The organism is Brevibacterium senegalense, from assembly GCF_000285835.1.
In the GTDB taxonomy this organism is placed as follows: Bacteria; Actinomycetota; Actinomycetes; order Actinomycetales; family Brevibacteriaceae; genus Brevibacterium; species Brevibacterium senegalense.
Window position 1 is genome coordinate 224,916 of the sequence record NZ_HE978604.1, and the last position, 23,811, is coordinate 248,726.

The window sequence follows — 23,811 nt, forward strand, 5'->3', positions numbered from 1 at the left end:
GGGGCGAGGTTCGGTCACGTGAGGGGCGGTCTGGCACGAGAGGGCGGCCCGCCGATCGATTCGTGCGAAGTACTGGAATGCTCGCACGTACAACGCGAGAGAAGTGTGAAGAAGTGAGGGTGCGTGGGAGCCCGGAAACAGTTCTCGCGTTGTGCGGGAATGCTCGCATGCACAACGCGAGAAAACGCGTAGGTAGATGAGGGGCACAGCCAGGGCCACGCCGGCCGCGCGCTCAGGGTGTCGGCTCCGCCTCCGCGTCCTTCGCGGGAGCAGCCGGGCCGTGGGAGTCGCGGATGAAGAACGCGCCCACGAAGCCCAGGAAGGCCACGATCGCGGCGACCAGGAACGCCACGTTCGCGCCGTGGATCTGCCCGGCGATCCCATACTCCTCCGGATCCCGGGCGCTTGCGACCATGACGGTGACGAGCACCGCCGTGCCCACGGAGGCGGCGATCTGGCGCAGCGTGTTGTTGAGCGCCGTGCCGTGCGGGATGAGGCTCATGGGCAGCTGGTTCAGCGCGGCGGTCGTCACCGGCATGATGACCATCGCCGTGCCCATCATCCTCACCGTGTTGACGATCGTGAGGTAGAGGAACGACGTGTCCGGGGTGAGGAACGCCAGTGCGAGCGTCGACACCGCCAGCAGCAGGAACCCGGGGACCGCCAGCCACTTCGCGCCCACCGCATCGAAGATCCGGCCGGTGATGGGGGAGGCGGCACCCATGACGACCGCGCCGGGCAGCAGCGCCAGACCGGACTCCATCGCGGTGAAGTCGTTCATGTTCTGCATGTACATCGGGATGATGAGCATGCCGCCGATCATCGCGATGAAGACGAGCATGCCCAGCACCGTGTTGAGCGTGAACATGCGGTTCCTCAGGACTCGCAGCTGCAGCAGCGGTTCCGGCAGGCGCAGCTGGCGGGCGATGAACCACGTGAGCATCACGGCGCCCACCGCCAGCGGCACGTAGACGGACGGGCTCGCCCACCCGTAGTCGCCGGCCCCGCCGAAGCCGAACAGGAGTCCGCCGAACCCGAACGACGACAGGATGATCGAGAGGACGTCCAGGCGGGGGTTCGTCTGCTCCGTGACGTTCCGCAGCATGACGTAGGCGAAGATCGCGGCGATCACCGCGATCGGCAGCATCATGATGAAGAGGACCTCCCACGGCAGGTGGTCGACGATCCAGCCGGAGAGGCTGGGGCCGATCGCCGGGGCGAAGGAGATGACGAGGCCGAAGGTGCCCATCGCGGACCCGCGCTTCTCCACCGGGAAGATCGCGAACAGGATCGTCTGCATGAGCGGGATGATGAGTCCGCCGCTCATCGCCTGCACGACCCGGCCCAGCAGCAGGACGGGGTAGACGGGCGCGATCGCGCAGATGATCGTCCCCGCGATGAAGAGTCCCATCGCGGTGAGGAAGAGGGTGCGGGTCGTGAACTTCTGGATGAGGAACGCTGTGACCGGGATCATGATGCCGTTGACCAGCATGAAGATCGTCGTCACCCACTGCGCTTCACCGGCGGTGATCCCGAAGTCCCGCATGAACGCCGGCAGCGCGGTGTTGAGGAGCGTCTGGTTGAGGATGATGACGAAGGCCCCTGACAGCAGGACCGCCATGAGGATGTTCCGCCCGCCCGCGGAGTGGTCGTAGGCCTGAGACCGCGACGAGTCAGCCACGTGCGTCACCGTCCGTCCCGGTCGCGGAGGTCTGGCCGCCCGTCCTTGCAGGTGCGGTCGGGCCGCCCGTCCCATCCCACGTGCCCCCGTCCGTCAGGAGCCCGTTCTCCAGCAGGTCGAACGCGGCGCTGATCCGATCGGACAGCAGCGTGGTGCCGTCGGCTGCCCAGCGGTCGATCGCCACGCGCATCGCGGCACCGGCGACCCCCGCGATGAGCGCCGGCCGCGGGTCCTTCGCCGGATCGACGCCCATCCGCGTGCCGACCGACTCCGCCAGCAGGTTCTCCATCCGCGCGTTGAGGCTCAGCTGCCGGGCCAGCAGCACGGGGTGCTGCGCCACCAGTCGCTGACGGGCGAGGGTGCGCTCACGGTCCGAGTTCATGACGGAGAACAGGTCCGTCTCCGTGATGACCGCGCGGATCGCGTGGAGCGGCGATTCCTCCGCGGGGCGCTCGACGATGAGCGGCTGCAGTGTGCGCGCGCCGGCGGCGGAGTCCATCACCAGCGCGTCCTCCTTGTGCGCGAAGTAGTTGAAGAAAGTGCGCGGCGAGATCTGCGCGCGAGCGGCGATCCCGTCGACGGTGAGCGCGTCGAGCCCCACCTCCACCGCCAGGTCGAGGGCGGCGGTGCGGATCGCGCGTCGGGTGTCGTTCTTCTTGCGGGCGCGCAGGCCCGTGTCGGTCTGCGGTGCGTTGCTCTGCGGGTCGGGCGTGGGGGAGGGTGTGGCGTCTGCAGTCATCACTCATGACACTACGTGCACATTTGCAGTGACTGCAATGAAGACCGGGTGAGAGTCCTCACCCGGGCCCACGGCGAGCCCTCCCGCCCGGACAGCGACGGCGGGCCGGCGCCTCCCCGGACGCGGTCGCTCCGCGGAGGCGGGCCTGACGCAGAGGTCGATCACTCAGAGGTGGATCGTCACGTCGCCGTCCTCACGCAGCGCGGTCGCCAGCTCCTCCGTCGCCTGCGACTCCTTCTGCGCGGTCACCTGCTGCTCGAGCTGCGGCTCGACGTCCTCCATCGGCGGCATCTCCTGCGCGGCCTGGCCGCCCTGCTGCGCCATCTGCTCCTGCTGCGAGACCGCCTGGTCGTAGGCCTGCTGCATCTCCTCATCGCTGGCCTCGAACGGGCCGGACTCCTCCTGGACCAGCAGAGACACGGTCTCCTGCGACGCGACCTGCTCGCGGACCGCGTCCTCGTCCATGCCCTGCTGGCCCATCGCCTCGAGGAACTCGTCGGGGCTCATCTGGTTCTGCTCCGCAGCCTCCGCCAGTGCGTCGTCGATGTCCGAGTCGTCCGGCTCGATCCCACGGTCGGCCGCCTCCTGCTCCAGCAGCTCGACGCTCACGAGGCTGTCGACGAGATCCTGCTTGAGCTGGTCCTGATCGACCTGCTGCCCGGTCTGCTGCGACTGCATCGCCTGCGCCTGGAACTGGGACTCGTAGGGGCCGGAGAAATCGTCCTTCGTGATCTCCTCGCCGTTGACCTCCGCGACGACGTCGGGGACGTCGGACAGGTCCGGCTCCGCCGCAGAGGCCGCCTCACCCGATGCTGCCGGGTCCTGTCCCTGCGCGGCTGAGTCCGTCGCGGCCGGGTCCTGTTCCGTGCCGCCGCCGGACCCTCCGCAGGCGCCCAGCGTCAGCACCGCCGCCGTCCCGATCGCGATGCCCATCGTCTTCAAATCCATGTGGTCTCCTGTGCTCGGGCGAACGGTGCCCGCCTCTGCCCGGCTGTCCGCGCGTGCGGCTGTCCGGCTGTGTGCGTGCGACCGTCCAGGCTAGTGATCGGACCTGACCGGCGTGGGAGTCCACGCTGAATACGCGCTGAACCGGGGCGGACGGAGTGCCTTCAGGGCAGGAGACGCGCGAAGTCCTCGAGCGCGTCCGCGCCCACGATCTCGCCGGAGACCAGCGGCAGCTGGGCGAGCGGGATCGCCGGCAGTGCCTCGTGCACCCGCTGGATCTGGGTGTCCTCGATGTCCCGGCGGGCCCGCAGGAGTTCGCCTGCATCGGAGGGGGAGCGCCGGTTCGCCACCAGAGCGGACACGGGCACGTCCAACTGCTCCAGCGAGGCCGTGAGCTCGAGCGTCTCCGCGACCGGCATCCGCTCGGGGGTGAAGACGACGACGAAGCCGGTGCGCTGCGGATCGCGCAGAAGCGACCTCAGCCGATCGAAGCGCTCGCGGCGGCGGTGCAGGGTGCGACGGAGCTCTGCATCCGCCTGCGCGGTCGGATCATCGTCGGTCCCGCCGGCGATGCTCCGCATGGCCGCCGAGTAGCGCTCCGAACGGTCGCGGTTCTTCAGCAGGGACTCCGTCCATGTCGTCAGCTGCCCTGGCAGGGAGAGCAGGCGGAGTGTGTGGCCCGACGGGGCGGTGTCGAAGAGGACCAGGTCATAGGAGTCCGTCCCCAGTGCGGCCGCGTCCGCGACCCGTTCGAGGACCGCCGCTTCGAAGCTGCCGGGTGCCTCGCGCGCCAGAGCGAGGTGTCGTTCCGCGTGCGGACGCATGCGTTCGGGCAGCATGCGGTGCATCGTCCGCCCGACGGCCGCCAGATGACGGTCGAGCGTGGCGCTCGGGTCGATCTCGAGTCCGTCGACGTACCCGCTCGAGGCCGGGGCGGAGGTGAGGCGCACCAGAGCGTCGCCCACGGTCGTGCCCCACAGATGGCCCAGGTTGTGCGCGGGATCCGTCGAGACGACGAGGACACGGTCCCCGGACAGCGCGCGGGCCATGGCGAGTGTCGACGCCACGGTCGTCTTGCCGACGCCGCCCTTCCCGCCCACGAAGACGACGTCGAGGTCCGCGATCGTGCTCAGCAGCATGCGATGTGGTCCAGGGGCGAATCCGGCATGCCCATCCGCCGGTGCCAGGCGTGGAAGTCCTGGTAGAGGCCGGGCAGGAATTCTGCGGTGTAGTAGGCCGCCGGGTCGGGCACCCCCAGTGCCTCACCCAGCACGATGAGGGTGAAGAAGTCGTCCTCATCGCGCTTCTCGCGGGCGAACATCTGGCGATAGGGCCCCTTGTAGAACTCCTCGAGTCCGTCACGGACCGCGGCCCACCCGTGGGCGAGCTGGCTCGTCCACGATGGGTCCGGGCCCGTGACGTCCTCGTCCGTCATCGGTCAGACCTCCTCGCGGACCGCGGTGCGCTTCGCGTCCTCATCCTCCGGTTCCGCCGGCTCGTTGACGGCGCGGACGATGGCTCTGATCCCTTCGACCGCCACGAGCACGCTGCTGACGATGATGATGCAGTCGATGACGAACAGCAGCCAGTCCTGCGAACCGGGTGTCGTGAAGCTGAAGAGCTGATCGATCGCGGCCCAGAACGACATGGAGAAGACGATCACCAGCGGGATGAGCGCGGGCCACGGGTTGCGCCGCTTCCGAATGAGCATGACCGCCAGGATCAGCAGCGTGAGTGAGGCCATGAGCTGATTGGTGGTGCCGAAGAGCGGCCAGATGCGCAGGCCGCCCTCCGCGCCCAGCCCCTGGGAGAAGGTCAGGCCCATGCCCAGCACGAGGACGACGCCGGTCGCGGCGTATTTGCCGATCCGGAGGTTCACGCGATCGCCCATCTCCTGGACGACGAAGCGCATGAGGCGGAAGCCGGTGTCCAGCGAGGTCGCTGCGAACAGCACCGCCATCGTGGCCAGCACGGTGGAGCTGAGGGACGCTGGCAGGCCCAGGCCGGACTCCATGAGCATGCCGCCGCCCTGGATGAACGACTGGACCCCGGCCTCGCCGAAGGCGCTGTAGAGCTCCTCCCACTCCGCGACCGTGCGCAGACCGGCGGAGATCGCGATGATGGTGCCCAGGGCCAGGAGGCCCTCGCCCACGGCGCCGAAATATCCGACGAACCGCGAGTCCGTCTCCTTGTCGAGCTGCTTCGAGCTGGTGCCCGAGGAGACCATGCCGTGGAAACCGGAGATGGCACCGCAGGCGATCGTGACGAACAGCAGCGGGACGATGCTGGGCGTGCCGTCCGGCACGTTCGTGTTGATGGCCGGTGCCACGATCTCGTGCGCACCGTCGGAGACGAACATCCCGATGACGACGGCGCCGTAGAGCAGGATGAGACCGATGAACAGCTGGACGCCGTTGATGTAGTCGCGCGGCTGGAGCAGCACCCAGACTGGCAGCAGCGAGGCGAACGCGCCGTAGATGAAGAGCGCGAGGATCCAGAACACCGTGGGGGTCATGCCCAGGAAGTTCTCCGGGATGACGACGGGGACCGCATCGCCCAGCAGGATCAGACCGTACAGGGCGGCGACGCCCACGACGGTGACGGGCAGCAGTGGCAGGCGCATGCGGTAGACGGCGACGCCCACCAGCAGAGCGACGCCGATCGCGCCCCACGCGGGGATCACGGCGGTGGGCGTGGCGATCAGCAGATTCGTGATGACGACCGAGAACGCGGCGATCACCATGAGCAGCAGGATGAAGATGACGATGAGGAAGAGCCCTGCGCCGCGCTTGCCGATGTACCGGCCGGACAGGGCGCCGATGGACTGCCCCTTGTTCCGCACGGACGCCCACAGTGCGCCGAAGTCGTGCATGCCGGCGAAGAACACGGTGCCCAGCGTGACCCAGAGGAACGCGGGCACCCAGCCCCAGATGAGTGCGACCGCTGGTCCCACGATGGGAGCGGCGCCGGCCACGGAGGTGAAGTGGTGTCCCCAGAGGACGAACTTGTTGGTGGGGACGTAGTCGACGCCATCGCGCAGTTCGTGCGAGGGGGTCGTGAAATCGTCGTTCAGCCGGTAGACGCGCTTCGCGAGGTACCGCGAGTACACGAAGTACCCGAGGGCGAAGATCGCGAGACCGATCGCCATGAGGAGGACTGGACTCATCGGAGGTGTGCCTTTCGTCTGCGCGTCGTTGCGTGAGCCCGTCTGTCGTGCGGATCAGGCGCGGCGGCAGACGTGGCTGTGGCCACACCCTATCAATCCTCGTCGTTCACTGTGAATTCCCTTGGCGGTCTGTGTGAGCCCGACGTGCGGCGGCCTCGATCGTCCCCCCCAGCCGAAGAGCCGGTAGACGGAGTTCACCGGCCCCAGCCGCCGGTCGGGGATGAACCGCTGCCGGAACGCGACGGTGACGATGTTCCACAGGAGGACGAAGAACCCTTCGGCGGCGCCAACCTTCCCGTGTCAGTCCTGTTTCTTCTCCCGCGGCACGCGACCCATCAGGTAGAACTCCGGGTTGGGCTGCATCCCGCTCACCAGTGCGATGCGGTTGGAGAGGCCGAAGAAGCCGGTGATAGCCGCGATGTCCCACACGTCCTCGTCGTCGAAGCCGTGGCGGGCCAGCTCCTCGTGGTCCTCATCGCTGACGGCTGCGGGCTCCCGGCAGACCTTCATCGCGAAGTCGAGCATCGCCCGCTGTCGCGGGGTGATGTCCGCATGCCGGTGGTCGACCGCCACCTGGTCCGCCACATAGGGGTCCTTCGCCATGATCCGCAGGACGGCGCCGTGGGCCACGACGCAGTACAGGCAGCCGTTGGCCGCCGAGGTCGCGGTCACGATCATCTCCCGGTCCGCCTTCGTGAGGCTGCCGGTCTCCTTCTCCATGAGCGCGTCGTAGTAGGCGAAGAACGCGCGGAACTCCGCGGGGCGGCGGGCCAGGCCCAGGAACACGTTGGGGATGAAGCCGGTCTTCTCCGACACCGCGACGATCTGGTCCCGGATGTCCTGCGGCACGTCGTCGAGTGAGGCGTAGGGATAGCGCATGTCCTCACTGTAGCGACGTGCGTCACACTCCGCGACGCTTCTGCGGTTCAGCCGCAGCGGAGGCGCCCACCCGGGGCAGGAGGCGGCTTCCGACATGGGTAGCATCGTCCGGATGGCGGGGCGCCGGGCCGCGCAGCAGGAGCGGTCCGTCGGGGCCCAGAGCAGACACGGGCCCACGGGTCCCGGAGCAGGAAGACACGCATGAGGATCACGATCGGCAGCGACCCCACCCGTCTCATCGATCAGGCCGCAGACGCGGTCGAGGCGCTGGTGCGCGCCACCCCGGATGCCGTGCTGGGCATCGCGACGGGGTCGACTCCGGAGCCGCTCTACGCGGAGCTGACCTCCCGTGTGCAGCGCGGTCTGGACCTCAGCCGTCTGCGCATCACCTGCCTGGACGAATACGTGGGGCTGTCCGCCGACCACCCGCAGAGTTACCGGCACTACATCCGCACGCACGTCCTGGAACCGTGGGGGATCGACTCCGCCACGGCCGTGCTGCCCGCCGGGGATGCTGCGGATCCGGATGCCGCCGCACGCGACTTCGAGCGCCGCATCCGGGACTGGGGCGGCGTCGACCTGCAGATCCTGGGGGTGGGACCCAACGGGCACATCGCCTTCAACGAACCGGGCTCGTCCTTCGACTCGCGCACCCGCGCGGTCGAGCTGACCGCCAGCACCCGGCAGGCGAACGCGCGCTTCTTCGAGCACCTCGATGAGGTCCCCACCCGAGCCATCTCGCAAGGGATCGGCACGATCCTGGAATCCCGGCATGCCCTGCTGCTGGCTTTCGGCGAGGGCAAGGCCCCGGCGATCGGCGCGCTGGTCGAGGGAACTGCCAGTCCGAAGGTGCCGGTCAGCGCCCTCCAGCGGCACGCGGACCTCGACGTCTACGTGGACGACGCAGCCGCCTCACACCTGCAGCGCTGACGCCCAACGCCTGAGACCGCGCAGCTCCCGTCTCAGCTGGCGCCGCGGACCCGCGCGTGGAGCCGGTCGAGAGCGCCGGACAGCGCGTCCGTCCCCGCGTCGTCGAAGACCTCGAGGCGCAGCTGCTCGTTGAGGCCGCCGGGCGTCTCGTGCGCGGTGACGACGTCCGCGATCGGGGTCGACTCGTCGCGGATCGTCGGTGCGAGCGCCCCGAACAGGCCGCGCAGGAACCGCTGACCGGACTCGCGCGGCACACCCTGCTCCTCCGTCCACGCGCACACGACCGCCAGGTACTCGAGGAACCCGGACACGGCGCCGGTCGCGGCGGAGAACACCGCCAGCTCCTCCTCGTCCGCGACGGCCAGCGTGCCGCCGGTGCGGTCGAAGAGCGCGCGGGCGGCCGGGTGATCCGGTGTCACGACGGTGGGCACAGCCCGATCGCGCACCGGCGGCATGGGGATCGCGCGGATCACCGGGGCACGGGCACCCACGGCGGCCGCGACCCCGGCGGTGGTGACGCCCGCCAGGGCGCTCACGACGACCTGGTCATCGCGGAAGTCCAGAGGGCCGGCGACCTCCGCCAGCTGCTCCGGGAGGACCGCCAGCACGACGGTGTCCGCGGCGTCGACGACGGCCTGGTTCGAGGCGGCGACGGTGACGAGGGACGGGAACCGGTCAGCCAGGGAGGCGCTGCGTTCGCGTCCCCGCGGGGACGCCACGACCCGCGGAGGATCTTCGCCGGCGGCCAGGCCCTCGATGATCGCCTCTGCGATCTCTCCCACACCGATGAAGCCGATCGTCGGCTGCGCGCTCATGGTCTCTCCGTCCCTCGGGGCGGCGTCGTCGCCGCGTGGACCCCGGCCTGCGGGGTCCCTGTCCGTTCCGGTCGATCCCACCCTAGGGGCCGCGCCCGCCCGGCGGAATGCCGTGGGACGCGGGCGGAGGCTGTGACAGCCCCCAGCGAGTGTGGTTGACTGGGCCGCTGCCCATCGACCGACACACGAGCACACGAGACAAGGGGAGTGCCGGCCGCACGCGGTGACGCAGTGGCGTCCGGCGCACTCGGCCCGGCCATGTGTGAATGAGCAATCCGCAGGAGACGGCGTGCTATACCACGGCGAGCTGCTGGAGAACGGGACCGGCGAGCAGGTCCTCACCCGCCCGCAGCACGACTACACGCGCAGGCTCATCGCCTCGCTGCCGGTACCGGACCCCGTCGCGCAGGCGGAGCGCCGCCAGGAGGCCGCGCGCCTGCGAGCGGGCGCGTAGGGGGAGAGGCGCGCCAGTCGCCACATCCACCTGTCGCAAGTCCACTTTTCGCCGACACACTGTCTCACGGTCCGAGGGGACCCCGCGTGCGGGGTCCCCTCGGGCATGAAGGCAGTGTGCCGATGTGCTTGCTCAGCCGGTGAAGAGCGACAGGACACCCGTCGCCGCCAGGGTGATGGCCGTGGTCCACAGCACGATCCGATCCGGCAGCGCCCACGGCTGGATCTGAGAGTCCTGGCGCCCTCGTTCGCCCGCGCGAGGGCGACCGGTTCGGCACCAGGCTGTGCGGATGCGTGCGTCGAGCCGTTCACCCACGCCTCGGCGAGAGAGAACGTGGCTCGCGGTGCGGGTGACGGCGGCGTCGTGTCCACGGCCAGGTCATGAGGGCCCAGACCACGGCGACCAGGACCGCCTCCCACAGGATGTAGATCGGCCACGGGCCCAGGAGGTCCAGGGCGGACGGGCCGGCGGGTGCCTGGCTGAGGTAGGCGTAGTTCGCGCCGGTGAGCGTGTTGACGGCGATCGCGACGCCCGCCCAGACGAAGGCGGCCGCCAGCGCAATGCCGTAACCGCGCCACGTGGGTCGGTGCCCCAGCCCCCACACCAGGCCGATCGGCACGACGAAGACGACGATGTGGAGGAACCAGTAGGCGACGAACTCCAGGGTGGGAAGGCTGTAGTAGTTGAGGTCCGGGGTGAGGATCGACTGCACGTTGAGCGTGAGCCCCCAGTAGTAGCTGATCGCGATCGCCCACCGGGCACGGGTCAGCAGTGCGATCGAGGTGATGAAGCGCAGCACGTCGGAGAACTGGACGGGCAGCGATTGGTCGATGTTCCACTGTCCCGGCGACATGCCCCAGGCCGTCCACAGGACCGTCACGCTCAGCAGGGTCCACCCGGTGGCATCCAGCACGGTCGGCTCATGTGCGGTGCCGCGGATCCGGCGGCCGATGAGGACGACGATGATCGAGGCGAGGACGGTGAGGAGCAGCATTGAGAGGTGCTCGGTGCCGAAGGGGGTCATGCGCCCGATCGGCTCGACAGTCCGCATCATGCCGACAGTCTAGGGTCCTGAGCAGTCAGGATAGGCGTTCCGAGCACGACGAGTGAGGTGAGTTCCGGAGACCGATGGCGGACCGGAGTGCGCGGACCCGCGATTCGTGCGGTGAGTCCTCGAGTCGTCTGTGACTCCGCAGCGCCGCCCACGCCTATGCTGACCCCATGGACGAGTCCCCGCGCGCCCGCCCGCCGATCAACCGCCTCGCCCGAGCGGTCATGCGGCTCTTCGCCGCCCCGCGGATCAACATGCGCGAGGACTACGAGCGCGTCCGCCGGCTCCAGCGCCACGTCGCGCAGCTGCCGCTGCCCGGACCCCGCGTTCCGTTCCGCGAGGTGACGGTGGACTCCGCTGGACACCCGATCCACTGCCGCGTCTTCGAGCCGCTCGAGCGTCGCCGCGACGACGTCCTCCTCTTCTTCCACGGCGGCGGCTGGGTCACCGGCGACATCGCCAGCTACACCCCGGCGTGCGCGACGATGGCGGAGCTGACCGGCTGCACGGTCGTGTCCGTCGACTACAGGCTGGCGCCGGAGCACCCGTTCCCCGCCGGCCTCGAGGACTGCCTGCACATCACCCGCCTCCTGCTGACCGAACCCCACCGTGTGAGGGCGGACAGCGCTGACCGCATCGTCCTCGTGGGCGATTCCGCCGGTGGCAACCTGGCCGCCGTCGTCTCCCAGCAGCTGCGCGACGAGGCCGGCGGCGCCCACGGCACCAACCCCACCGTCGGCCGCCAGATCCTCCTCTATCCGGTCACTCACTGGGATCACGACCCCGCGACCTCTCCGTTCGAGTCCGTGCGCACCCACGGCCGCGACTACCGCCTCACGACCCTGGAGGTCGAGGACTACTTCTGCCTCTACGTCCCGGACCGGGACGACCGCCGCGATCCCCGCGTCGCCCCGCTGCTGGCGGATGATCTGAGCGACCAGCCGCGCACCCTCGTCATCAGTGCGGAGCTGGATCTGCTGTGCGATGAGGGGGAGGCGTACGGTCGCGCCCTGGGCCAGGCCGGCAACGACGTCCGCATCGAGCGCGTCCCCGGCGCACTCCACGGCTTCATCACGCTGCCGCGGTTCTCCAAGTCCCTCCGCCACGCCTACGCGGTCATCGACGAGTTCCTGGATGGGACCCCGGCAGAGACGGCCGACCCCACGCCCCGGACCGACGATCCGGAGCCCCAGGGGGCCGCATGACCCGCCGCGCATGGGTGCGGCTGGACAACGCCTCGAACATCTTCCTGGCCGCCTGGACGGACGCGGATCCCAAGGTCTTCCGCATCACCGCAGAGGTCGACGACGACATCGATCCCGCCCTCCTCCAGCAGGCACTCGACGCCACGTTCGACCGCTACCCGCTCTACCACGCGGTCCTGCGCCGCGGCATCTTCTGGTACTACCTGCAGGACAGCGACCTGCGCCCCACGGTCACACCGGACCTGCGCCACACGTGCGCGCCGCTGCACCACCCGGACCGCAAGGAGCTCCTGTTCCGCGTCGTCCACCACCACCGGCGCATCTCGCTGGAGGTGTTCCACGCGCTGTCCGACGGCACCGGCGCCCTCTGGTTCCTCACGGACCTGCTGACCGCTTACCTGGCCCTGCGCCACCCGGAGGGCCGCACCGCAGCGCCGGGTCAGACGGAGGACACCGCCGCCGAGGCCCCGGCCGGCACCCGCTCGCCCGCGGACCCCCCGGGCCAAGCCGGCGACCAGGACTCGTCGGGCGCGCCGGGTTCGCCGGTCTCGCCGGGTCCGTCAGTCGCGCCCGACCCGGCACTCGATGCGGACCCGGCCGTGGACCCCGATCCGCTTGAGGGTGCCCACCCGCTGGGGCTCACCCCGGACAGCTTCGTTCACTACTTCCACCGGACGCCCCCGCCGGAGCGTCTGGGGCGGCGGGTCGGGGACATCTCCGCGCATGGGGCCGACGAGCCCGTCTCCCGTCGCCCCGGCCTCGTGGCACTGCGGCGCGTGCACCGGGTGACCGGAACGCGCACGCCGGACGATCGGCCGCGACTCATCGAGCTGTCGATGCCGGCGCCCCAGGTGCTGGCGCTCGCCAAGCCGCACGGAGTGCCCGTCACGCTCTTCCTCACGGCGCTGTTCTTCGAAGCGGTGCGCGAGTCCTCGGGCGGGCTGGGGAAGTCCCAGACCATCGCGGCCTCCGTGCCGGTGAATCTGCGCCAGTTCTTCCCGTCCCTGTCGCCGCGCAACTTCTTCGCGACCGTGCGGGTGGCGCACACGTACGGGCGGGGTGACGACGACCTCGGCGGCATCTGCCGCGATCTGGCCGCGCAGTTCCTGCCGGAGACGACGCCGGAGGCGCTCGAGGCGAAGCTGCGCCGGTTCCTCCGGTTCGAGCGCAGCCCGCTGCTGCGGATCGTGCCGCGACCGCTCAAGGACCTGCTGCTGCGGCTCATCAACCGGGCGAACAACCGCGGCCTCACCGTCGCGGTGTCGAACCTGGGGCGGGTCGTGCTGCCGGAGCCAGCGGAGGCCAGGGTGCGGCGGATGCTCTTCCACGTGTCCGCGGTGAGGCCGCAGTTCTGCTCGATGACGCACGACGGGGTCATGACGATCAGCTTCACCTCGCCGTTCCAGGAGGCCGACCACGTGCGCGCCTTCACTCGCATGCTCACGGAGCAGGGCGTGGACGTGACGGTCGCCGCCGCCCGCGTGACGGAGCAGGAGATCGAGGACTCACCCGCGGGAGTGGGCGCATGAGGCGCTGCGCCACGTGCGCGGTGGACGTCGAGGGCGACTGGCGCACGTGTCCCCTCTGCGGGGAGACGATGGAGGGCGAGCCGACCCCGGACCCCTACCCCACGATCGCACTCGAGTACTCGCGGAAGGTGGTGTTCCGGCTGCTGTTCGCGGCCTCGGCGGTCGTGATCCTGGGGTCGCTGGGAGTCCAGCTGCTGTTCGGCGCCGGGGAACACGGGATCGGGGTGTGGCGGACCGTGTGGCTGTCCGTCGTCGCGATGTGGATGGTCGTGGGCACAGCGGTGCGCAAGCGACGCAACCTGGCGAAGACGGTCGTCTACCTGGTCATCCTCGTGGGGCTGCTGTGCGCGTACTGGGACTACCTGGCCGGGTGGGACGGGTGGGCGCTGTCCTATGCGGTGCCGGCGACGTGCGGGGGAGCGATCCTGGCGCTGCTGCTGACCGTGCGGATCGTGCGGATCGAGGTGGGCGAGCACATCGTCCACACGGGCCTGGCCGTGCTGCTGGGTCTGGCGCCGCTGGTGTTCCTGGGGCTGGGGTGGGTGCGGGAGCCGCTGCCGTCTGTGGCGTGCGGCGTGCTGAGCCTCCTGGCGCTCGCCCTCCTCGTCTTCACCCGCGGCGCCGAGGTCCGCCACGAGCTGGGCAAGCGCCTGCACCTGTGAGGGGTCTGACCTGCGCGCTCGATGCTGCGACACAGTCGTGGGTCCACATCGCGGACGGCGGGAATAGTCGCGGATCGCCGGTGTTGTGCGTCACATGAAGGCAGTCGCATACACAGAACCGGGAGGACCCGAGGTCCTCCATGTCATCGACCTCCCCGACCCCACGGCGGGATCCGGCGAGGTCCTCGTCCGCGTGAAGGCCGCCGCCGTGAGCCCCACGGACACGATGCGCCGGGCGGGGCACCGGGACACCTCGGGTGCGGAGCCGCCCTTCGTCGTGGGCATGGACGTGGCCGGTGTCGTCGAGGCGGTGGGCCCCGATGTCGTCACGGACCTGTCGCCGGGTGACAAGGTCATGGCGATCGTCGTGCCGCAGGGATCGCACGGAGCGTACGCGGAGAAGGTCGCGGTCCCGGCGGAGTCGGTGACGCGGATCCCCGCCGGCGCTTCGATGGCGGAGGCCGCCACCCTGCCCATGAACGGCCTGACCGCCCGTCTGGCGCTCGACAAGCTGGGGCTGCCCACCGGGTCGACGATCGCGGTGACGGGGTCCGCCGGAGCGTTCGGCGGCTACTCCGTGCAGCTGGCGAAGGCGGACGGGCTCACGGTCGTGGCGGATGCGCAGGAATCCGACCGGAAGCTCGTCGAGTCCCTGGGCGCGGACCACGTGCTGCCCCGCGGCGAGGGCTTCGCGGCCGCGGTCCGCGAGCTCTTCCCCGACGGCGTCGACGGCATCATCGACGGTGCGGTCCAGCTGGACGAGATCGTCCCGGCCGCGAAGGACGGTGCGACGGTCGTGACGATCCGCGGGGACAAGGGCGTGCGCGATCGCGGTGTCACCTTCTGGTCGATCGTCGTGAGCAAGTACGCCTACGACAAGGAGGCGCTCGACACCCTGCGGCAGCAGGCCGAGGCCGGGGTCGTCACCCTGCGCGTGGCCGACACCCTGCCCAAGGAGGAGGCCGCGGAGGCGCACCGCCGCCTGGAGGCCGGCGGCGTGCGCGGCAGGCTCATCCTCGAGTTCTGAGCCCAGCACTCCCGGCGGATAGGGAAGACTGGGACGCATGCGCTCTCCGTCTCCCCGCCTCTCCGGCCTGTCCCGCGACCGGTTCGTCTCCCTGCTGGTCGCCGGGTGCGTGCTGGTCCTCGCCCTGCCGCTCGTCCTGGCGCTGTGGCCCTCGCAGGCGCCCGCGTCCCTGCCCAACGGGACGACGATGGAGTACTCGCGGGCGGAGTTGAGCGACGTCTCCCTGGACGATTGCGCGGAGGACTGGATCGACGCGGACTCGTTCTGCGGGGAGGCGACCGCGCATCTGAACGACGGGTCCCAGGAGACGATCGGCATCACCCGCGAAGGGTGGGTCGCAGGGCTGGAGGACGGCGACCGCGTCGTGATCCAGACGTCGACCTCCACGCAGGGCGACGTCATCCACGCGTTCCACTCCACCGCGCGCGGCACGACGCTGCTGCTCTTCGCGGTCCTCACCCTCGCACTCGTGGCACTGAGCGTGGGCGGGCGGGGCGTGCGGGCGTTCGCGTCCCTCATTCTGTCCGCCCTCTTCATCTGGGCGTTCCTGGTCACCGGCATCCACGCCGGCGGGAACCCTCTGCTGTACGCGACGCTGACGGCGGTGCTGGTGCTCACTGTCGTCCTGCACTTCACGCACGGGTTCAGTGCGAAGACGCTGGCCGCCTGGGCCGGCACGGTCTGCGGGGTGGGGGCGGCGATGCTGGCCGGCTGGATCTTCACGTCCGCCGCCCGCCTGACGGGGATCACGGAGACGACCTCCGCCTCCGTCTTCGTGACCGGCGATATCGACATCAGCGTGCTGTCGCTGGCGGCCCTGCTCATCGCCCTCATCGGCATCCTCAACGACATCACCGTCGCGCAGGCCTCCGTCGTCTTCTCCCTGCTGGGGCACGGGAATGGCCACGACCACGGGCACGATCACGGTTCCGGACCCTCAGCAGACGAGGTGCCCCTGACCAGACGGGAGCGGCGTCTGCGCGGGAAACTGAAGTCGACCAGCGACCGGTCCCTGCTGCGGCGGGCGATGACGGTGGGGCAGGACCACGCGGCCAGTGCGATCTACACCGTGAGCTTCTCCGTCGTGGGTGCCAGCCTCGCCGCGTTCGTCGCGGCGAAGTCCTACGGCATGCCCGTGTGGGCGCTGCTGCAGTCGGAGGACGTCGCGCACACGATCGTGCAGCTGCTGGCGGGGATCGTGGGGCTGACCGTCACGATGCCGGCGACCACGCTCTTCGCGATCGGTCTGGCCCGCCTGCTGCTGGGGGAGGCTCAGGCGGAGTGCGCGCCCACGAACTCCCGCAGCGCCGGCAGTTCGCGGCGGGACTGAGACAGCCCCATCCGGTGCGCGGCCGCCAGGCGCGACAGGTCGCGGGTGCTGTTGGCGACCGGCATGATTTCCGGTGAGAAGACGTGCGCGTGGCCTGACTCCTCGAGGGCGAAGACGCGCTCGCGGGTCTCGTTGTAGCGCTTCCACCGGGTCAGCAGCGCATCCGCCAGGGCGGGGTAGCGGCGGAAGATGCTGCGGTAGACGGCGGGGAATCGCTGCGGCGCCTTCCGGTAGCCGCGCTCCTGGGTGAGGACGATGACGAACTTCTCGAAGCCCTCCGCCTGCGCCTGCGACAGCGCAATGCCGCCGTCGTCTCCCATCGCGCCGTCGACGTACACGTGCCCGTCCAGGTGGACCGGCGGCATGAGGCCCGGCATCGTCGACGATGCCCGCACCCGGACCATGAGGTCCTCGACCCGGGGCATGTCCTCCCGGGTCCAGACGACCTCGTCACCGGACTCCGCGTCGAAGCCGATGATCCGCAGTTGGGCCTCGGACGCCTGGTAGGTCGCCCAGTCGAAGGGCAGTGCCGCGCCGTCCGCACCGGCGCGCTGGTAGATGTACTCCGCGTTGAAGAGCCCCTCGCCGCGCAGGAAGTGCCGCATGCCGCCGAACTGGTCGTCCGCGGCGAACTCGACGAAGGACCGCCTGGCGCGCCAGGCGTCCCGGGAGAGGTAGTTGACGGAGTTCGACGCGCCGGCGCTGATGCCCGCGACCCAGTCGAAGGACAGGCCCGCCTCCAGCAGGGTCACGACCATCCCGCTGGTGAGCGAGGCGCGCATGCCCCCGCCCTCGAAGATGAGTGCCGTGTCGCCGATCCGGGTGGTCTGTGGGGCTGGCGTCATGCGCCCATCCTAAACAGCGGCCTGCCCGGTGGTGACCTGCTCGTGGGACAGCTGGGTGAGGACGGCGTGCAGGGCGGGGCTGGCGTCCGCACTGGTCCGCCAGACGGCGAAGACATCGCGGCTGGGCGCCCGGCGCAGGGGCACGGAGACGAGGCCGTCGCGCAGCGGCGGACGGGCGAGGCGCGGCATGAGGGCCAGCACGCCGCCGCCGTCGACCAGGGACATCTGGGTGGCGAAGTCGTCGACCAGGTGGTGGACGTCCGGCACCGTCGTCGTGTCCGCGAAGACGCGCCAGAACCACTGGTGGCACACGGTGCCGGGCGGACTGGTGACCCACGCGCAGCCGTCGAAGTCCTCGTTGGTGAGCGGACGGCCCAGCTGCGCCAGCGGGTGGGTGGCGGGCATGATGATGTCGCCGGCGTCGCCGTGGATGCGCTGGTGGGACATCGAGTCCGGGATGTCCAGGGGCAGTCCGTCCGCGTCGTGGACGAGGACGAGCTCCGCCGTGCCCGCGTCCAGGCTCTTGAGCGCCTGGTCCGGGTCCTGCTCGATGAGCCGGATGCGCAGGTCCGGTGCGGCCTGGGCGAGCGCGGGAAGCCGGGGTGCGACGAGGCCGCGGATCGCGGTGGAGAAGGAGGCGAGGCGGACGGTGCCGCGGGGGGAGCCCTCGGCGACGGAGTGGGCGGCCTGGACGCAGCGCTCCAACGACTGGAAGACGTCCGGAGAGAAGTCGACGACGGCCTGACCGGCGGGGGTGAGGACGACGCCGCGGCCGGCGGACGCCAGGACCGGGGTGCCCAGCTGCTTCTCCAGCCGCTTGATCTGCTGCGAGACGGCAGACGAGGTGAACCCCAGTTCCGCCGCCGCCAGCGCCAGGGTGCCGTGGGTCGCGACGGAGTGGAGGGCGCGCAGGGCATTCACATCGATCATGAAGCGATCCTACGCAATGGGGTTCAGAAAGCGTCGCTGGACTGCGCAATAGGGGAAGTCCAGGATGGAGACATGACACAGACCCTGCCCACTCCCGCCCAGTGCTTCGGCACCAACCTCGTCGCCATGGTCACCCCCATGGAGGCGGACGGCACCGTGTCCCGCGAGGGCACTGTCGCGCTGGTGAAGCACCTGGTGGCGACCGGCTGCGACGGGATCGTCGTCGCCGGCACGACCGGTGAGTCGCCCACGCTCACGGCGGACGAGCTGGCGGACCTCATCGCGCTCGTCCGCGACACGGCTGACGGCCGCGCGAAGATCACCGTGGGAGTGGGGACGTACGACACTGCGGAGACCGTCGAGCGCGCCCGCCTGGCAGAGGCCGCCGGTGCGGATGCGCTGCTGCTGGTCGCCCCCTACTACTCGAAGCCCACGCAGCCGGGCCTCATCGCCCACTGCACGGACGTGGCGGATGCGACGATGCTGCCGGTCATGCTCTACGACATCCCCGGCCGCACGGGCGTCGAGTTCCAGACACCCACCCTGCTGGAGCTGGCCCGTCACCCGCGGATCCGCGCGGTCAAGGACGCGAAGGGCGACCTCTACGAGGCGACGAAGGTCATGGAGCTCACGGACCTGGCCTACTACAGCGGGATCGACGAGCTGAACCTCGCTTTCCTGTCCCTGGGCGCGACGGGTGTTGTGAGCGTCATCGGCAATGCGGTCGCAGATCGCAACGCCGCCCTGCTGCGCGCGGTCGCCGCCGGTGATCTGGCGGAGGCCCGCGCGATCCACACGGGCCTCATCCCCATCATGGACGCGATCATGCGGACCTCCCAGGGTGCGATCCAGGCGAAGGTCGCCCTTCACCAGATGGGCGTCATCCCCACTCCTGCCGTGCGCCGACCGCTGGTCGAGGGGCCTGCGGAGGACGTCGCCCGCATCACCGCGGTGCTGCCCACCCTCATGGGCGAGCTGGCCGTCGCCTGACTCGGACGCCGGTGAGCACCCGCATGGACATCGAGATCCGGCCCGGCGATATCACCCGGGAGACGGTCGACGCGATCGTGAACGCCGCGAACTCGACGCTGCTGGGCGGCGGGGGAGTCGACGGGGCGATCCACCGCGCCGGTGGCCCCCGCATCCTCGAGGAGTGCCGCCGGTTGCGGGAGACGACCCTGCCGGACGGTCTGCCCGCGGGTCAGGCCGTCGCGACGACCGCGGGCGACCTGCCCGCCCGGTGGGTCGTCCACACGGTGGGGCCGGTGCACTCGGTCCGGGAGGACCGGTCCGCCACCCTCGCCTCCTGCTACCGCGAGAGCCTGCGGGTCGCCGCCGGGCTGGGGGCGCGCTCCGTCGCGTTCCCGGCGATCTCCGCCGGGATCTACGGCTGGCCGATGGACGACGCCACCCGGATCGCGGTCCAGACGGTCCGATCCACCGCCGCCGAGGTCGCGGAGGCGATCGAGACCGTCGTCCTCGTCCCGTTCGGAGACGAGGCCGAGGCCGCCTTCCGCCGGTGGGTGGAGGAGTAGGGAAGTCTCTCTGATGATTGCAAAACGTCACGAAATCTGTGACGATTGTCAATATGGAGAGTGGCGTGAGGGTGAGAGCGCCGGAAGCGGCGGACTGGGCTCTGGCGCGGGGGATCTCAGCATTCTCGAGCGCGGAGCTGGCGGATCTGCTGGGTGTGCCTGAGGACCAGGTGCGGCGCCGGCTCCACGTTCACGCGCAGAGGGCGGAGTGGGTGATGCCCGTGCGCGGACTCTGGGTGCCCGTGCGCGCCGAGTACCGCACCTGGGGGGCGCCGCCGGGAGTCGAGATCATCGACGCGATGATGGAGCACCTGGACGCCCGCTACTATGTGGGATGGTTGACGGCCGCAAGCCTGTTGGGTGCAGCGCATCAGGCGCCGCAAGTGTTTCAGGTCGCCGTCGATCGGCAGGTTCGCGACCGGACGGTTGGTCGTACTCGATTCGAGTTCGCTCAGCGGGACGTCGAGAGCGTCGATACAGTTGCCTTTCCGACTCAGTCGGGGAGCGCATGGATCTCGTCAGTGGCGACGACTGCGATGGATCTGGCGGTCGACGTGGCTCGAGGAGGCGGCATCGACAACGTCGCGACAGTGCTGGTGGAACTGGCCGACTTGGACGCGTTCGATCCGACCGAGATCGCCCGTGTGGCTGCTCTTTTCCCTGCGGTCGCGGGCCGGCGGGTCGGGTACTTGCTGGAGCGCTTCGCGGGTCGAGACGACCTTGAGTCTCTGCATGACGTCGTCCACGATGCGGTGGAATCTCCCTCGCGGCTGGATCCGGGGGGAAGCCCGTCTGGATCCGTTGACCCCAGGTGGATGTTGTACCTGAATCGAGAGGTGGAGCCGGACGTTTGATTCCCGCGAACGCGATCACTTCCTGGGGTGTGGACCACCAATGGCCCACCCGCGAGCAGGTCGAACAGGATCTGTTGCTGTCCAGGGCGCTCTGCGCGATTGCTGACGACTCGTACCTTGCAGGGGAGCTTGTGTTCCGCGGTGGCACCGCCTTGCACAAGCTGCATCTGGAACAGCCTTTCCGGTATAGCGAGGATCTCGACTTCGTCCGCCGAACTGCCGGTGGCATTGCGCCGCTGACTCAGGCGCTGACGCGACTGGGAACTGATCTGGGCTTCGAGGTACGCACCCGTTTGGGGGTGCATCCGAAGATCCTCTGGCGCACCACTGCTGAAAGTGGAGTGCCGTTGCGGATCAAGATCGAGGTGAACACGCACGAACGCTCCCCAGCGCTGCCGATCATGAAGCGGGAGCTCACGGTCGACTCTTCGTGGTGGAGTGGCACCGCACTCGTCGCCACCTTTCAGCCGGTGGAGCTCGTCGCCACGAAGATTCGAGCACTGTACCAACGCTCGAAGGGGCGCGACTTGTTCGACCTCTGGCTCGCTCTGGACCACCTTCAACTGGACCCGGATGGAATCCTCGCCGCATTTGAGCCATACAGGCCCGAGAATATGACCGCCACCCGCGCACAGTTGAACCTGGAGCAGAAACTCGGCGATGCGACGTTTCGCCGAGATCTCGACCCGCTGGTTGTGCAGTGGCCAGCCGGCTACGACGTCAACGACGCAGCTGAGTTGGTGAGCGATACGCTGCTCGCCCGACTTGACTCAGTGTGATCGGCGAAGCGATCCGAGATGAGGCAGGCGATACCGGTAGTGGACGGTGCAGCGCGGGAGGCACCGCGCTCGTTGCTCGCCGCGTCGTCGGCACCGCCCTCACCGCCCCACAGCTTCCTCGCAGGTGAGGCCGATAGGCTCTCCCGGTTTCCACCCCTGACCCACGTCCCCTCCGCCGAGGCCTCGGACGTCTTCCAGCGGATCCGCACTGACGCTCCGCTCGAGGACGACGAGGAGGAGACCGCCGCGGACGCCGCCGCGGACGACGCTGGCGACGATGCAGGGGAGGGCGAGCCTGGCGAGGATGACTCCGCACCGGGCACGGATGACCGGACCGAGACCCGCGGACAGGGATCCGGAAGCGCGACGGTCGAGGCGGCAGGCGACATGTGCGGCTGACCGCGTGGCAACCCCCTGAACGGACGGTGAAGACACATGACGTATGATCCAGGCATGTCTCCAGTAGATGAGTTCGATGCAACAGTGCAGGCCTTCGGGGAGACGGCTGTCGCCTACATCGGCAAGGAGAACATCCGTTCCCTCAGTGTCGTTGCCTCGCGCGACACCCGTGACGCTAGCGTCATCATCGTCCCTGAGGACCACACGCCAGAAACGTACGATCGCATCATCGAGAAGATGATCGAGGTGCGTGGCTTCTACTTCGGGGATCTGTTCATCGATTATCAGATCGCGGACAGCGACGACGTGAGGGCGGCGGGTTCGTCCGCGAACGCCATCTACGCAACAGCGTAATGCCGCCGCCCACCTCAGCGGACCACGGGCTTATCTGCGACCGCCACTTCGAACAGGCGCAGCTCGTTGCGGGCGTCTCCGAGGATTGGGCTTCGGTGGCTTTTTTCTACAGCGCCTACCACGCCATGAAGAGGGCTCTTCTGGAAGACCCGGTGTTTGATGATCTCGGGGAACTCAAGAAGCTGAATCCGCATCTCACGCGGGATGACCGGCGGGTATCTTACCACAAAGCACGCCGAAACCAAGGACGATTCGGTGTCAATGATCTTGTGCAGATCTTGTACCCGGCGCACATCCAGAACTATGAGCGATTGCACCAGGCCAGTCTTCGAGTTCGATACGGAACGCCCACACAGATCTATCCACTCGGAGACATTCAGGAGTGGGCTCGGAGCATCCGGGATTCAGCGCGCGACGGTCACATGAGGTGCTCGCCGATCTGAAGGTGCAGGGAGTGGTGAGCACAGAACACCAGCTCAACCCCCACTGACCTCCCACACAGCACGCCACTTCGCGGCGAGTGTGTCGATCGACTCGTGCGCGTTGAGCCCACTGGGCTGCGGGACCACCCACAGCGGCACATCGACGGGCCACCCCGGCACAGTCGCAGGATCCTGCTCACCCAGCACCGCCTTCGGCAGCTGGAACGCCGTGCGGAAAGCAGTGATCCCCGCGATCGCGACCGCACCGGGCCGCAGCACCGCAGCCCGCTCCACTAGCCGTTGCCCGGCCACCCGCAACTCGTCGCGACTCAGCTGGTCGGCACGGACGGTCGGACGCCCGGTCAGGTTCGTGATACCGATGCCACGCGTCAGCAGATGCCGCTCGTCCTCGGCGGACAGCCCCCGTGACGCGTCGATCTGATGCGCCGTGAGCCCCGCTCGGTGCAGCGAGGGCCAGAAGCGGTTGCCCGGTCGAGCGAAGGGTGCGTTCACCGCCGCGGTCCACAGCCCCGGGTTCACGCCCACGATGAGGAGCCGCAGCCGCTCATCCGGATCCTCCGGCAGCACGTCGTCCACCCCGTCCGGAGCGGTCGTGTCGACGCGCGCCAGATCGTCCTTCGTGGGCTTCCGCCCGTCCAAGGGCGAGGGTCGTCGTAGGGTCACCTGAACCGTCCTGGGTTTCGTTCCGATCCGCTTGATCTAGGAGGATTGGAATATGGCCAACACGTACAGCCCGCAGTTCAAGGAGCGGGCACTACGAATGATGGACGACCACCGCAGGGTCGAAGAGACCTCGGTCTGGGGCGCTGCCACTGCGACTGGCGAGAAGCTCGGGATCTCCCCGCACACGTTGCGGGGATGGTCGAGACAAGCCCGCCGTGACGCCGGTGTCGAAGAAGGTCCTACGAGTGCGGACCTCGAGGAACTCAAGCGGTTGCGCCGCGAGGTCAAGGAGCTCAAACGCGCGAACGAGATCCTTAAGACCGCGTCAGCGTTTTTCGCCGCGGAACTCGACCGTCCCACGACGAAATGATCCGGTTCATCGACACGTTCCGGGGTCGTTTCGGGGTCGAGTTCATCTGTCGCGTCCTGGGCGCGACGGCACGTGGGTTCATCACCTCCCGTGGCTACCGGGCAGCGAAGTCCCGGACGCCCGCAGCCCGCACCCTCCGCGATGGTCTCCTCGTCGAGGAGGTCAAACGGATCCACGCCGCGAACTACGGCGTCTACGGGGTGCGGAAGATGTGGCACGCGATGCA

At 69.3% G+C, this 23,811-nt stretch carries 26 protein-coding genes and 2 pseudogenes; 15 read left to right on the top strand and 13 right to left on the bottom strand.

From position 1 onward, the window contains the following. Positions 1-232: 232 nt before the first annotated feature. The 7 genes from HGBR_RS10365 to HGBR_RS10395 all read right to left on the bottom strand — a co-directional run bounded on the left by HGBR_RS10365 (position 233) and on the right by HGBR_RS10395 (position 7,410). Positions 233-1,681 carry an MDR family MFS transporter gene (locus HGBR_RS10365; RefSeq protein WP_245533324.1) on the bottom strand — a complete coding sequence of 483 codons (1,449 nt, stop codon included), beginning with the start codon at positions 1,679-1,681 and terminating at the stop codon, positions 233-235. Beyond that, a complete protein-coding gene (locus HGBR_RS10370) occupies positions 1,674-2,420 on the bottom strand; it encodes a TetR/AcrR family transcriptional regulator (protein WP_019159278.1) in 747 nt (248 codons plus the stop codon). Before HGBR_RS10370 ends, HGBR_RS10365 begins: the two co-directional genes overlap by 8 nt. 165 nt (positions 2,421-2,585) lie before the next feature. Then, positions 2,586-3,368, bottom strand: a complete 783-nt coding sequence (locus tag HGBR_RS10375) for a SurA N-terminal domain-containing protein (protein WP_019159279.1) — start codon at positions 3,366-3,368, stop codon at positions 2,586-2,588. Positions 3,369-3,529: 161 nt separating this feature from the next. Then, positions 3,530-4,504, bottom strand: a complete 975-nt coding sequence (locus tag HGBR_RS10380; protein ID WP_019159280.1) for an ArsA family ATPase — start codon at positions 4,502-4,504, stop codon at positions 3,530-3,532. After that, the gene (locus tag HGBR_RS10385; protein ID WP_019159281.1) at positions 4,495-4,800 is read right to left on the bottom strand and encodes a cory-CC-star protein; all 306 of its coding nucleotides are present in this window, start codon (positions 4,798-4,800) and stop codon (positions 4,495-4,497) included. The genes HGBR_RS10380 and HGBR_RS10385 overlap by 10 nt, the downstream gene beginning before the upstream one ends. 3 nt (positions 4,801-4,803) lie before the next feature. Beyond that, complete coding sequence (locus HGBR_RS10390; RefSeq protein ID WP_026077506.1) at positions 4,804-6,531, bottom strand: carbon starvation CstA family protein; 1,728 nt, start codon at positions 6,529-6,531, stop codon at positions 4,804-4,806. 300 nt (positions 6,532-6,831) lie between these two features. Beyond that, positions 6,832-7,410, bottom strand: coding sequence for a peroxidase-related enzyme (locus HGBR_RS10395; protein WP_019159283.1), 579 nt, complete (start codon positions 7,408-7,410; stop codon positions 6,832-6,834). Between the two features lie 201 nt (positions 7,411-7,611). Here HGBR_RS10395 and HGBR_RS10400 point away from each other — a divergent pair, with 201 nt between their 5' ends. Continuing rightward, positions 7,612-8,340 carry a glucosamine-6-phosphate deaminase gene (locus tag HGBR_RS10400; protein WP_019159284.1) on the top strand — a complete coding sequence of 243 codons (729 nt, stop codon included), beginning with the start codon at positions 7,612-7,614 and terminating at the stop codon, positions 8,338-8,340. A gap of 32 nt (positions 8,341-8,372) precedes the next feature. Here the strand turns inward: HGBR_RS10400 and HGBR_RS10405 are convergent, their stop codons facing one another. Further along, the gene (locus HGBR_RS10405; protein WP_019159285.1) at positions 8,373-9,155 is read right to left on the bottom strand and encodes an NAD(P)-binding domain-containing protein; all 783 of its coding nucleotides are present in this window, start codon (positions 9,153-9,155) and stop codon (positions 8,373-8,375) included. Between the two features lie 286 nt (positions 9,156-9,441). Here HGBR_RS10405 and HGBR_RS20820 point away from each other — a divergent pair. Continuing rightward, positions 9,442-9,609, top strand: a pseudogene (locus HGBR_RS20820) (ABC transporter ATP-binding protein); the annotation flags it as partial. A 307-nt stretch (positions 9,610-9,916) separates the two neighbouring features. On the opposite strand, the gene HGBR_RS10420 reads toward HGBR_RS20820, so the two are convergent. Further along, positions 9,917-10,663, bottom strand: a complete 747-nt coding sequence (locus tag HGBR_RS10420) for a YwaF family protein (RefSeq protein ID WP_019159288.1) — start codon at positions 10,661-10,663, stop codon at positions 9,917-9,919. A gap of 167 nt (positions 10,664-10,830) precedes the next feature. Here HGBR_RS10420 and HGBR_RS10425 point away from each other — a divergent pair, with 167 nt between their 5' ends. The 5 genes from HGBR_RS10425 (at position 10,831) to HGBR_RS10445 (ending at position 16,413) form a co-directional block, all read left to right on the top strand. Further along, the gene (locus HGBR_RS10425) at positions 10,831-11,865 is read left to right on the top strand and encodes an alpha/beta hydrolase (protein WP_019159289.1); all 1,035 of its coding nucleotides are present in this window, start codon (positions 10,831-10,833) and stop codon (positions 11,863-11,865) included. Further along, a complete protein-coding gene (locus HGBR_RS10430) occupies positions 11,862-13,394 on the top strand; it encodes a hypothetical protein (protein ID WP_019159290.1) in 1,533 nt (510 codons plus the stop codon). The genes HGBR_RS10425 and HGBR_RS10430 overlap by 4 nt, the downstream gene beginning before the upstream one ends. Next, entirely contained in the window at positions 13,391-14,056 is a 666-nt protein-coding gene (locus HGBR_RS10435) for a DUF6320 domain-containing protein (protein ID WP_026077507.1), read from the top strand. The genes HGBR_RS10430 and HGBR_RS10435 overlap by 4 nt, the downstream gene beginning before the upstream one ends. 94 nt (positions 14,057-14,150) lie before the next feature. Next, complete coding sequence (locus HGBR_RS10440) at positions 14,151-15,083, top strand: NADP-dependent oxidoreductase (RefSeq protein WP_019159292.1); 933 nt, start codon at positions 14,151-14,153, stop codon at positions 15,081-15,083. A gap of 37 nt (positions 15,084-15,120) precedes the next feature. Next, positions 15,121-16,413, top strand: a complete 1,293-nt coding sequence (locus tag HGBR_RS10445) for a YibE/F family protein (protein ID WP_019159293.1) — start codon at positions 15,121-15,123, stop codon at positions 16,411-16,413. On the opposite strand, the gene HGBR_RS10450 is transcribed toward HGBR_RS10445, so the two are convergent. Both HGBR_RS10450 and HGBR_RS10455 read right to left on the bottom strand, forming a co-directional pair. Beyond that, the gene (locus HGBR_RS10450) at positions 16,356-17,258 is read right to left on the bottom strand and encodes a patatin-like phospholipase family protein (RefSeq protein ID WP_019159294.1); all 903 of its coding nucleotides are present in this window, start codon (positions 17,256-17,258) and stop codon (positions 16,356-16,358) included. The two genes, HGBR_RS10445 and HGBR_RS10450, sit on opposite strands and share 58 nt — an antisense overlap. A 9-nt stretch (positions 17,259-17,267) precedes the next feature. After that, on the bottom strand, positions 17,268-18,188 hold the full coding sequence (locus HGBR_RS10455) for a LysR family transcriptional regulator (RefSeq protein ID WP_019159295.1): 921 nt from the start codon (positions 18,186-18,188) through the stop codon (positions 17,268-17,270). A gap of 72 nt (positions 18,189-18,260) precedes the next feature. Between HGBR_RS10455 and dapA the strand changes: the two genes are divergently transcribed. From dapA to HGBR_RS10485, 6 genes are read left to right on the top strand one after another with little or no spacing between them, the layout of a single operon-like run. Next, on the top strand, positions 18,261-19,178 hold the full coding sequence (gene dapA, locus HGBR_RS10460) for a 4-hydroxy-tetrahydrodipicolinate synthase (protein WP_019159296.1): 918 nt from the start codon (positions 18,261-18,263) through the stop codon (positions 19,176-19,178). A gap of 23 nt (positions 19,179-19,201) precedes the next feature. Beyond that, positions 19,202-19,723, top strand: a complete 522-nt coding sequence (locus tag HGBR_RS10465; RefSeq protein ID WP_019159297.1) for an O-acetyl-ADP-ribose deacetylase — start codon at positions 19,202-19,204, stop codon at positions 19,721-19,723. 53 nt (positions 19,724-19,776) lie between these two features. Beyond that, a complete protein-coding gene (locus tag HGBR_RS10470) occupies positions 19,777-20,577 on the top strand; it encodes a type IV toxin-antitoxin system AbiEi family antitoxin domain-containing protein (protein WP_147522429.1) in 801 nt (266 codons plus the stop codon). Beyond that, positions 20,574-21,356: a nucleotidyl transferase AbiEii/AbiGii toxin family protein gene (locus tag HGBR_RS10475; RefSeq protein WP_147522430.1), complete on the top strand. Its 783-nt coding sequence runs from the start codon at positions 20,574-20,576 to the stop codon at positions 21,354-21,356. The genes HGBR_RS10470 and HGBR_RS10475 overlap by 4 nt, the downstream gene beginning before the upstream one ends. A 39-nt stretch (positions 21,357-21,395) precedes the next feature. Next, complete coding sequence (locus tag HGBR_RS10480; RefSeq protein ID WP_019159300.1) at positions 21,396-21,755, top strand: hypothetical protein; 360 nt, start codon at positions 21,396-21,398, stop codon at positions 21,753-21,755. Between the two features lie 54 nt (positions 21,756-21,809). Continuing rightward, positions 21,810-22,109: a hypothetical protein gene (locus tag HGBR_RS10485; RefSeq protein ID WP_147522431.1), complete on the top strand. Its 300-nt coding sequence runs from the start codon at positions 21,810-21,812 to the stop codon at positions 22,107-22,109. Positions 22,110-22,123: 14 nt separating this feature from the next. Here HGBR_RS10485 and HGBR_RS19915 read toward each other — a convergent pair whose 3' ends face one another. After that, positions 22,124-22,426, bottom strand: coding sequence for a hypothetical protein (locus HGBR_RS19915; RefSeq protein WP_147522432.1), 303 nt, complete (start codon positions 22,424-22,426; stop codon positions 22,124-22,126). A gap of 159 nt (positions 22,427-22,585) precedes the next feature. After that, positions 22,586-23,215: a mismatch-specific DNA-glycosylase gene (locus HGBR_RS10490; RefSeq protein ID WP_026077509.1), complete on the bottom strand. Its 630-nt coding sequence runs from the start codon at positions 23,213-23,215 to the stop codon at positions 22,586-22,588. 52 nt (positions 23,216-23,267) lie between these two features. Between HGBR_RS10490 and HGBR_RS10495 the strand changes: the two genes are divergently transcribed. After that, the gene (locus HGBR_RS10495) at positions 23,268-23,585 is read left to right on the top strand and encodes a transposase (protein WP_019157625.1); all 318 of its coding nucleotides are present in this window, start codon (positions 23,268-23,270) and stop codon (positions 23,583-23,585) included. Continuing rightward, positions 23,582-23,811 (top strand): annotated as a pseudogene (locus tag HGBR_RS20230) (IS3-like element IS3501 family transposase); the annotation flags it as partial. The gene HGBR_RS10495 and the pseudogene HGBR_RS20230, both read left to right, overlap by 4 nt.

Coding starts and splice junctions, on each gene's coding strand:
- HGBR_RS10400 (WP_019159284.1), top strand. CDS start 7,612: ATGAGGATCACGATCGGCAGCGACCCCACCCGTCTCATCGATCAGGCC.
- HGBR_RS10370 (WP_019159278.1), bottom strand. CDS start 2,420: ATGACTGCAGACGCCACACCCTCCCCCACGCCCGACCCGCAGAGCAAC.
- HGBR_RS10420 (WP_019159288.1), bottom strand. CDS start 10,663: ATGATGCGGACTGTCGAGCCGATCGGGCGCATGACCCCCTTCGGCACC.
- HGBR_RS10485 (WP_147522431.1), top strand. CDS start 21,810: ATGTCTCCAGTAGATGAGTTCGATGCAACAGTGCAGGCCTTCGGGGAG.
- HGBR_RS10440 (WP_019159292.1), top strand. CDS start 14,151: ATGAAGGCAGTCGCATACACAGAACCGGGAGGACCCGAGGTCCTCCAT.
- HGBR_RS10390 (WP_026077506.1), bottom strand. CDS start 6,531: ATGAGTCCAGTCCTCCTCATGGCGATCGGTCTCGCGATCTTCGCCCTC.
- HGBR_RS10430 (WP_019159290.1), top strand. CDS start 11,862: ATGACCCGCCGCGCATGGGTGCGGCTGGACAACGCCTCGAACATCTTC.
- HGBR_RS10455 (WP_019159295.1), bottom strand. CDS start 18,188: ATGATCGATGTGAATGCCCTGCGCGCCCTCCACTCCGTCGCGACCCAC.
- HGBR_RS10495 (WP_019157625.1), top strand. CDS start 23,268: ATGGCCAACACGTACAGCCCGCAGTTCAAGGAGCGGGCACTACGAATG.
- HGBR_RS10450 (WP_019159294.1), bottom strand. CDS start 17,258: ATGACGCCAGCCCCACAGACCACCCGGATCGGCGACACGGCACTCATC.
- HGBR_RS10425 (WP_019159289.1), top strand. CDS start 10,831: ATGGACGAGTCCCCGCGCGCCCGCCCGCCGATCAACCGCCTCGCCCGA.
- HGBR_RS10395 (WP_019159283.1), bottom strand. CDS start 7,410: ATGCGCTATCCCTACGCCTCACTCGACGACGTGCCGCAGGACATCCGG.
- HGBR_RS10470 (WP_147522429.1), top strand. CDS start 19,777: ATGGAGAGTGGCGTGAGGGTGAGAGCGCCGGAAGCGGCGGACTGGGCT.
- HGBR_RS10405 (WP_019159285.1), bottom strand. CDS start 9,155: ATGAGCGCGCAGCCGACGATCGGCTTCATCGGTGTGGGAGAGATCGCA.
- HGBR_RS10435 (WP_026077507.1), top strand. CDS start 13,391: ATGAGGCGCTGCGCCACGTGCGCGGTGGACGTCGAGGGCGACTGGCGC.
- HGBR_RS10385 (WP_019159281.1), bottom strand. CDS start 4,800: ATGACGGACGAGGACGTCACGGGCCCGGACCCATCGTGGACGAGCCAG.
- HGBR_RS10375 (WP_019159279.1), bottom strand. CDS start 3,368: ATGGATTTGAAGACGATGGGCATCGCGATCGGGACGGCGGCGGTGCTG.
- dapA (WP_019159296.1), top strand. CDS start 18,261: ATGACACAGACCCTGCCCACTCCCGCCCAGTGCTTCGGCACCAACCTC.
- HGBR_RS10380 (WP_019159280.1), bottom strand. CDS start 4,504: ATGCTGCTGAGCACGATCGCGGACCTCGACGTCGTCTTCGTGGGCGGG.
- HGBR_RS10445 (WP_019159293.1), top strand. CDS start 15,121: ATGCGCTCTCCGTCTCCCCGCCTCTCCGGCCTGTCCCGCGACCGGTTC.
- HGBR_RS10465 (WP_019159297.1), top strand. CDS start 19,202: ATGGACATCGAGATCCGGCCCGGCGATATCACCCGGGAGACGGTCGAC.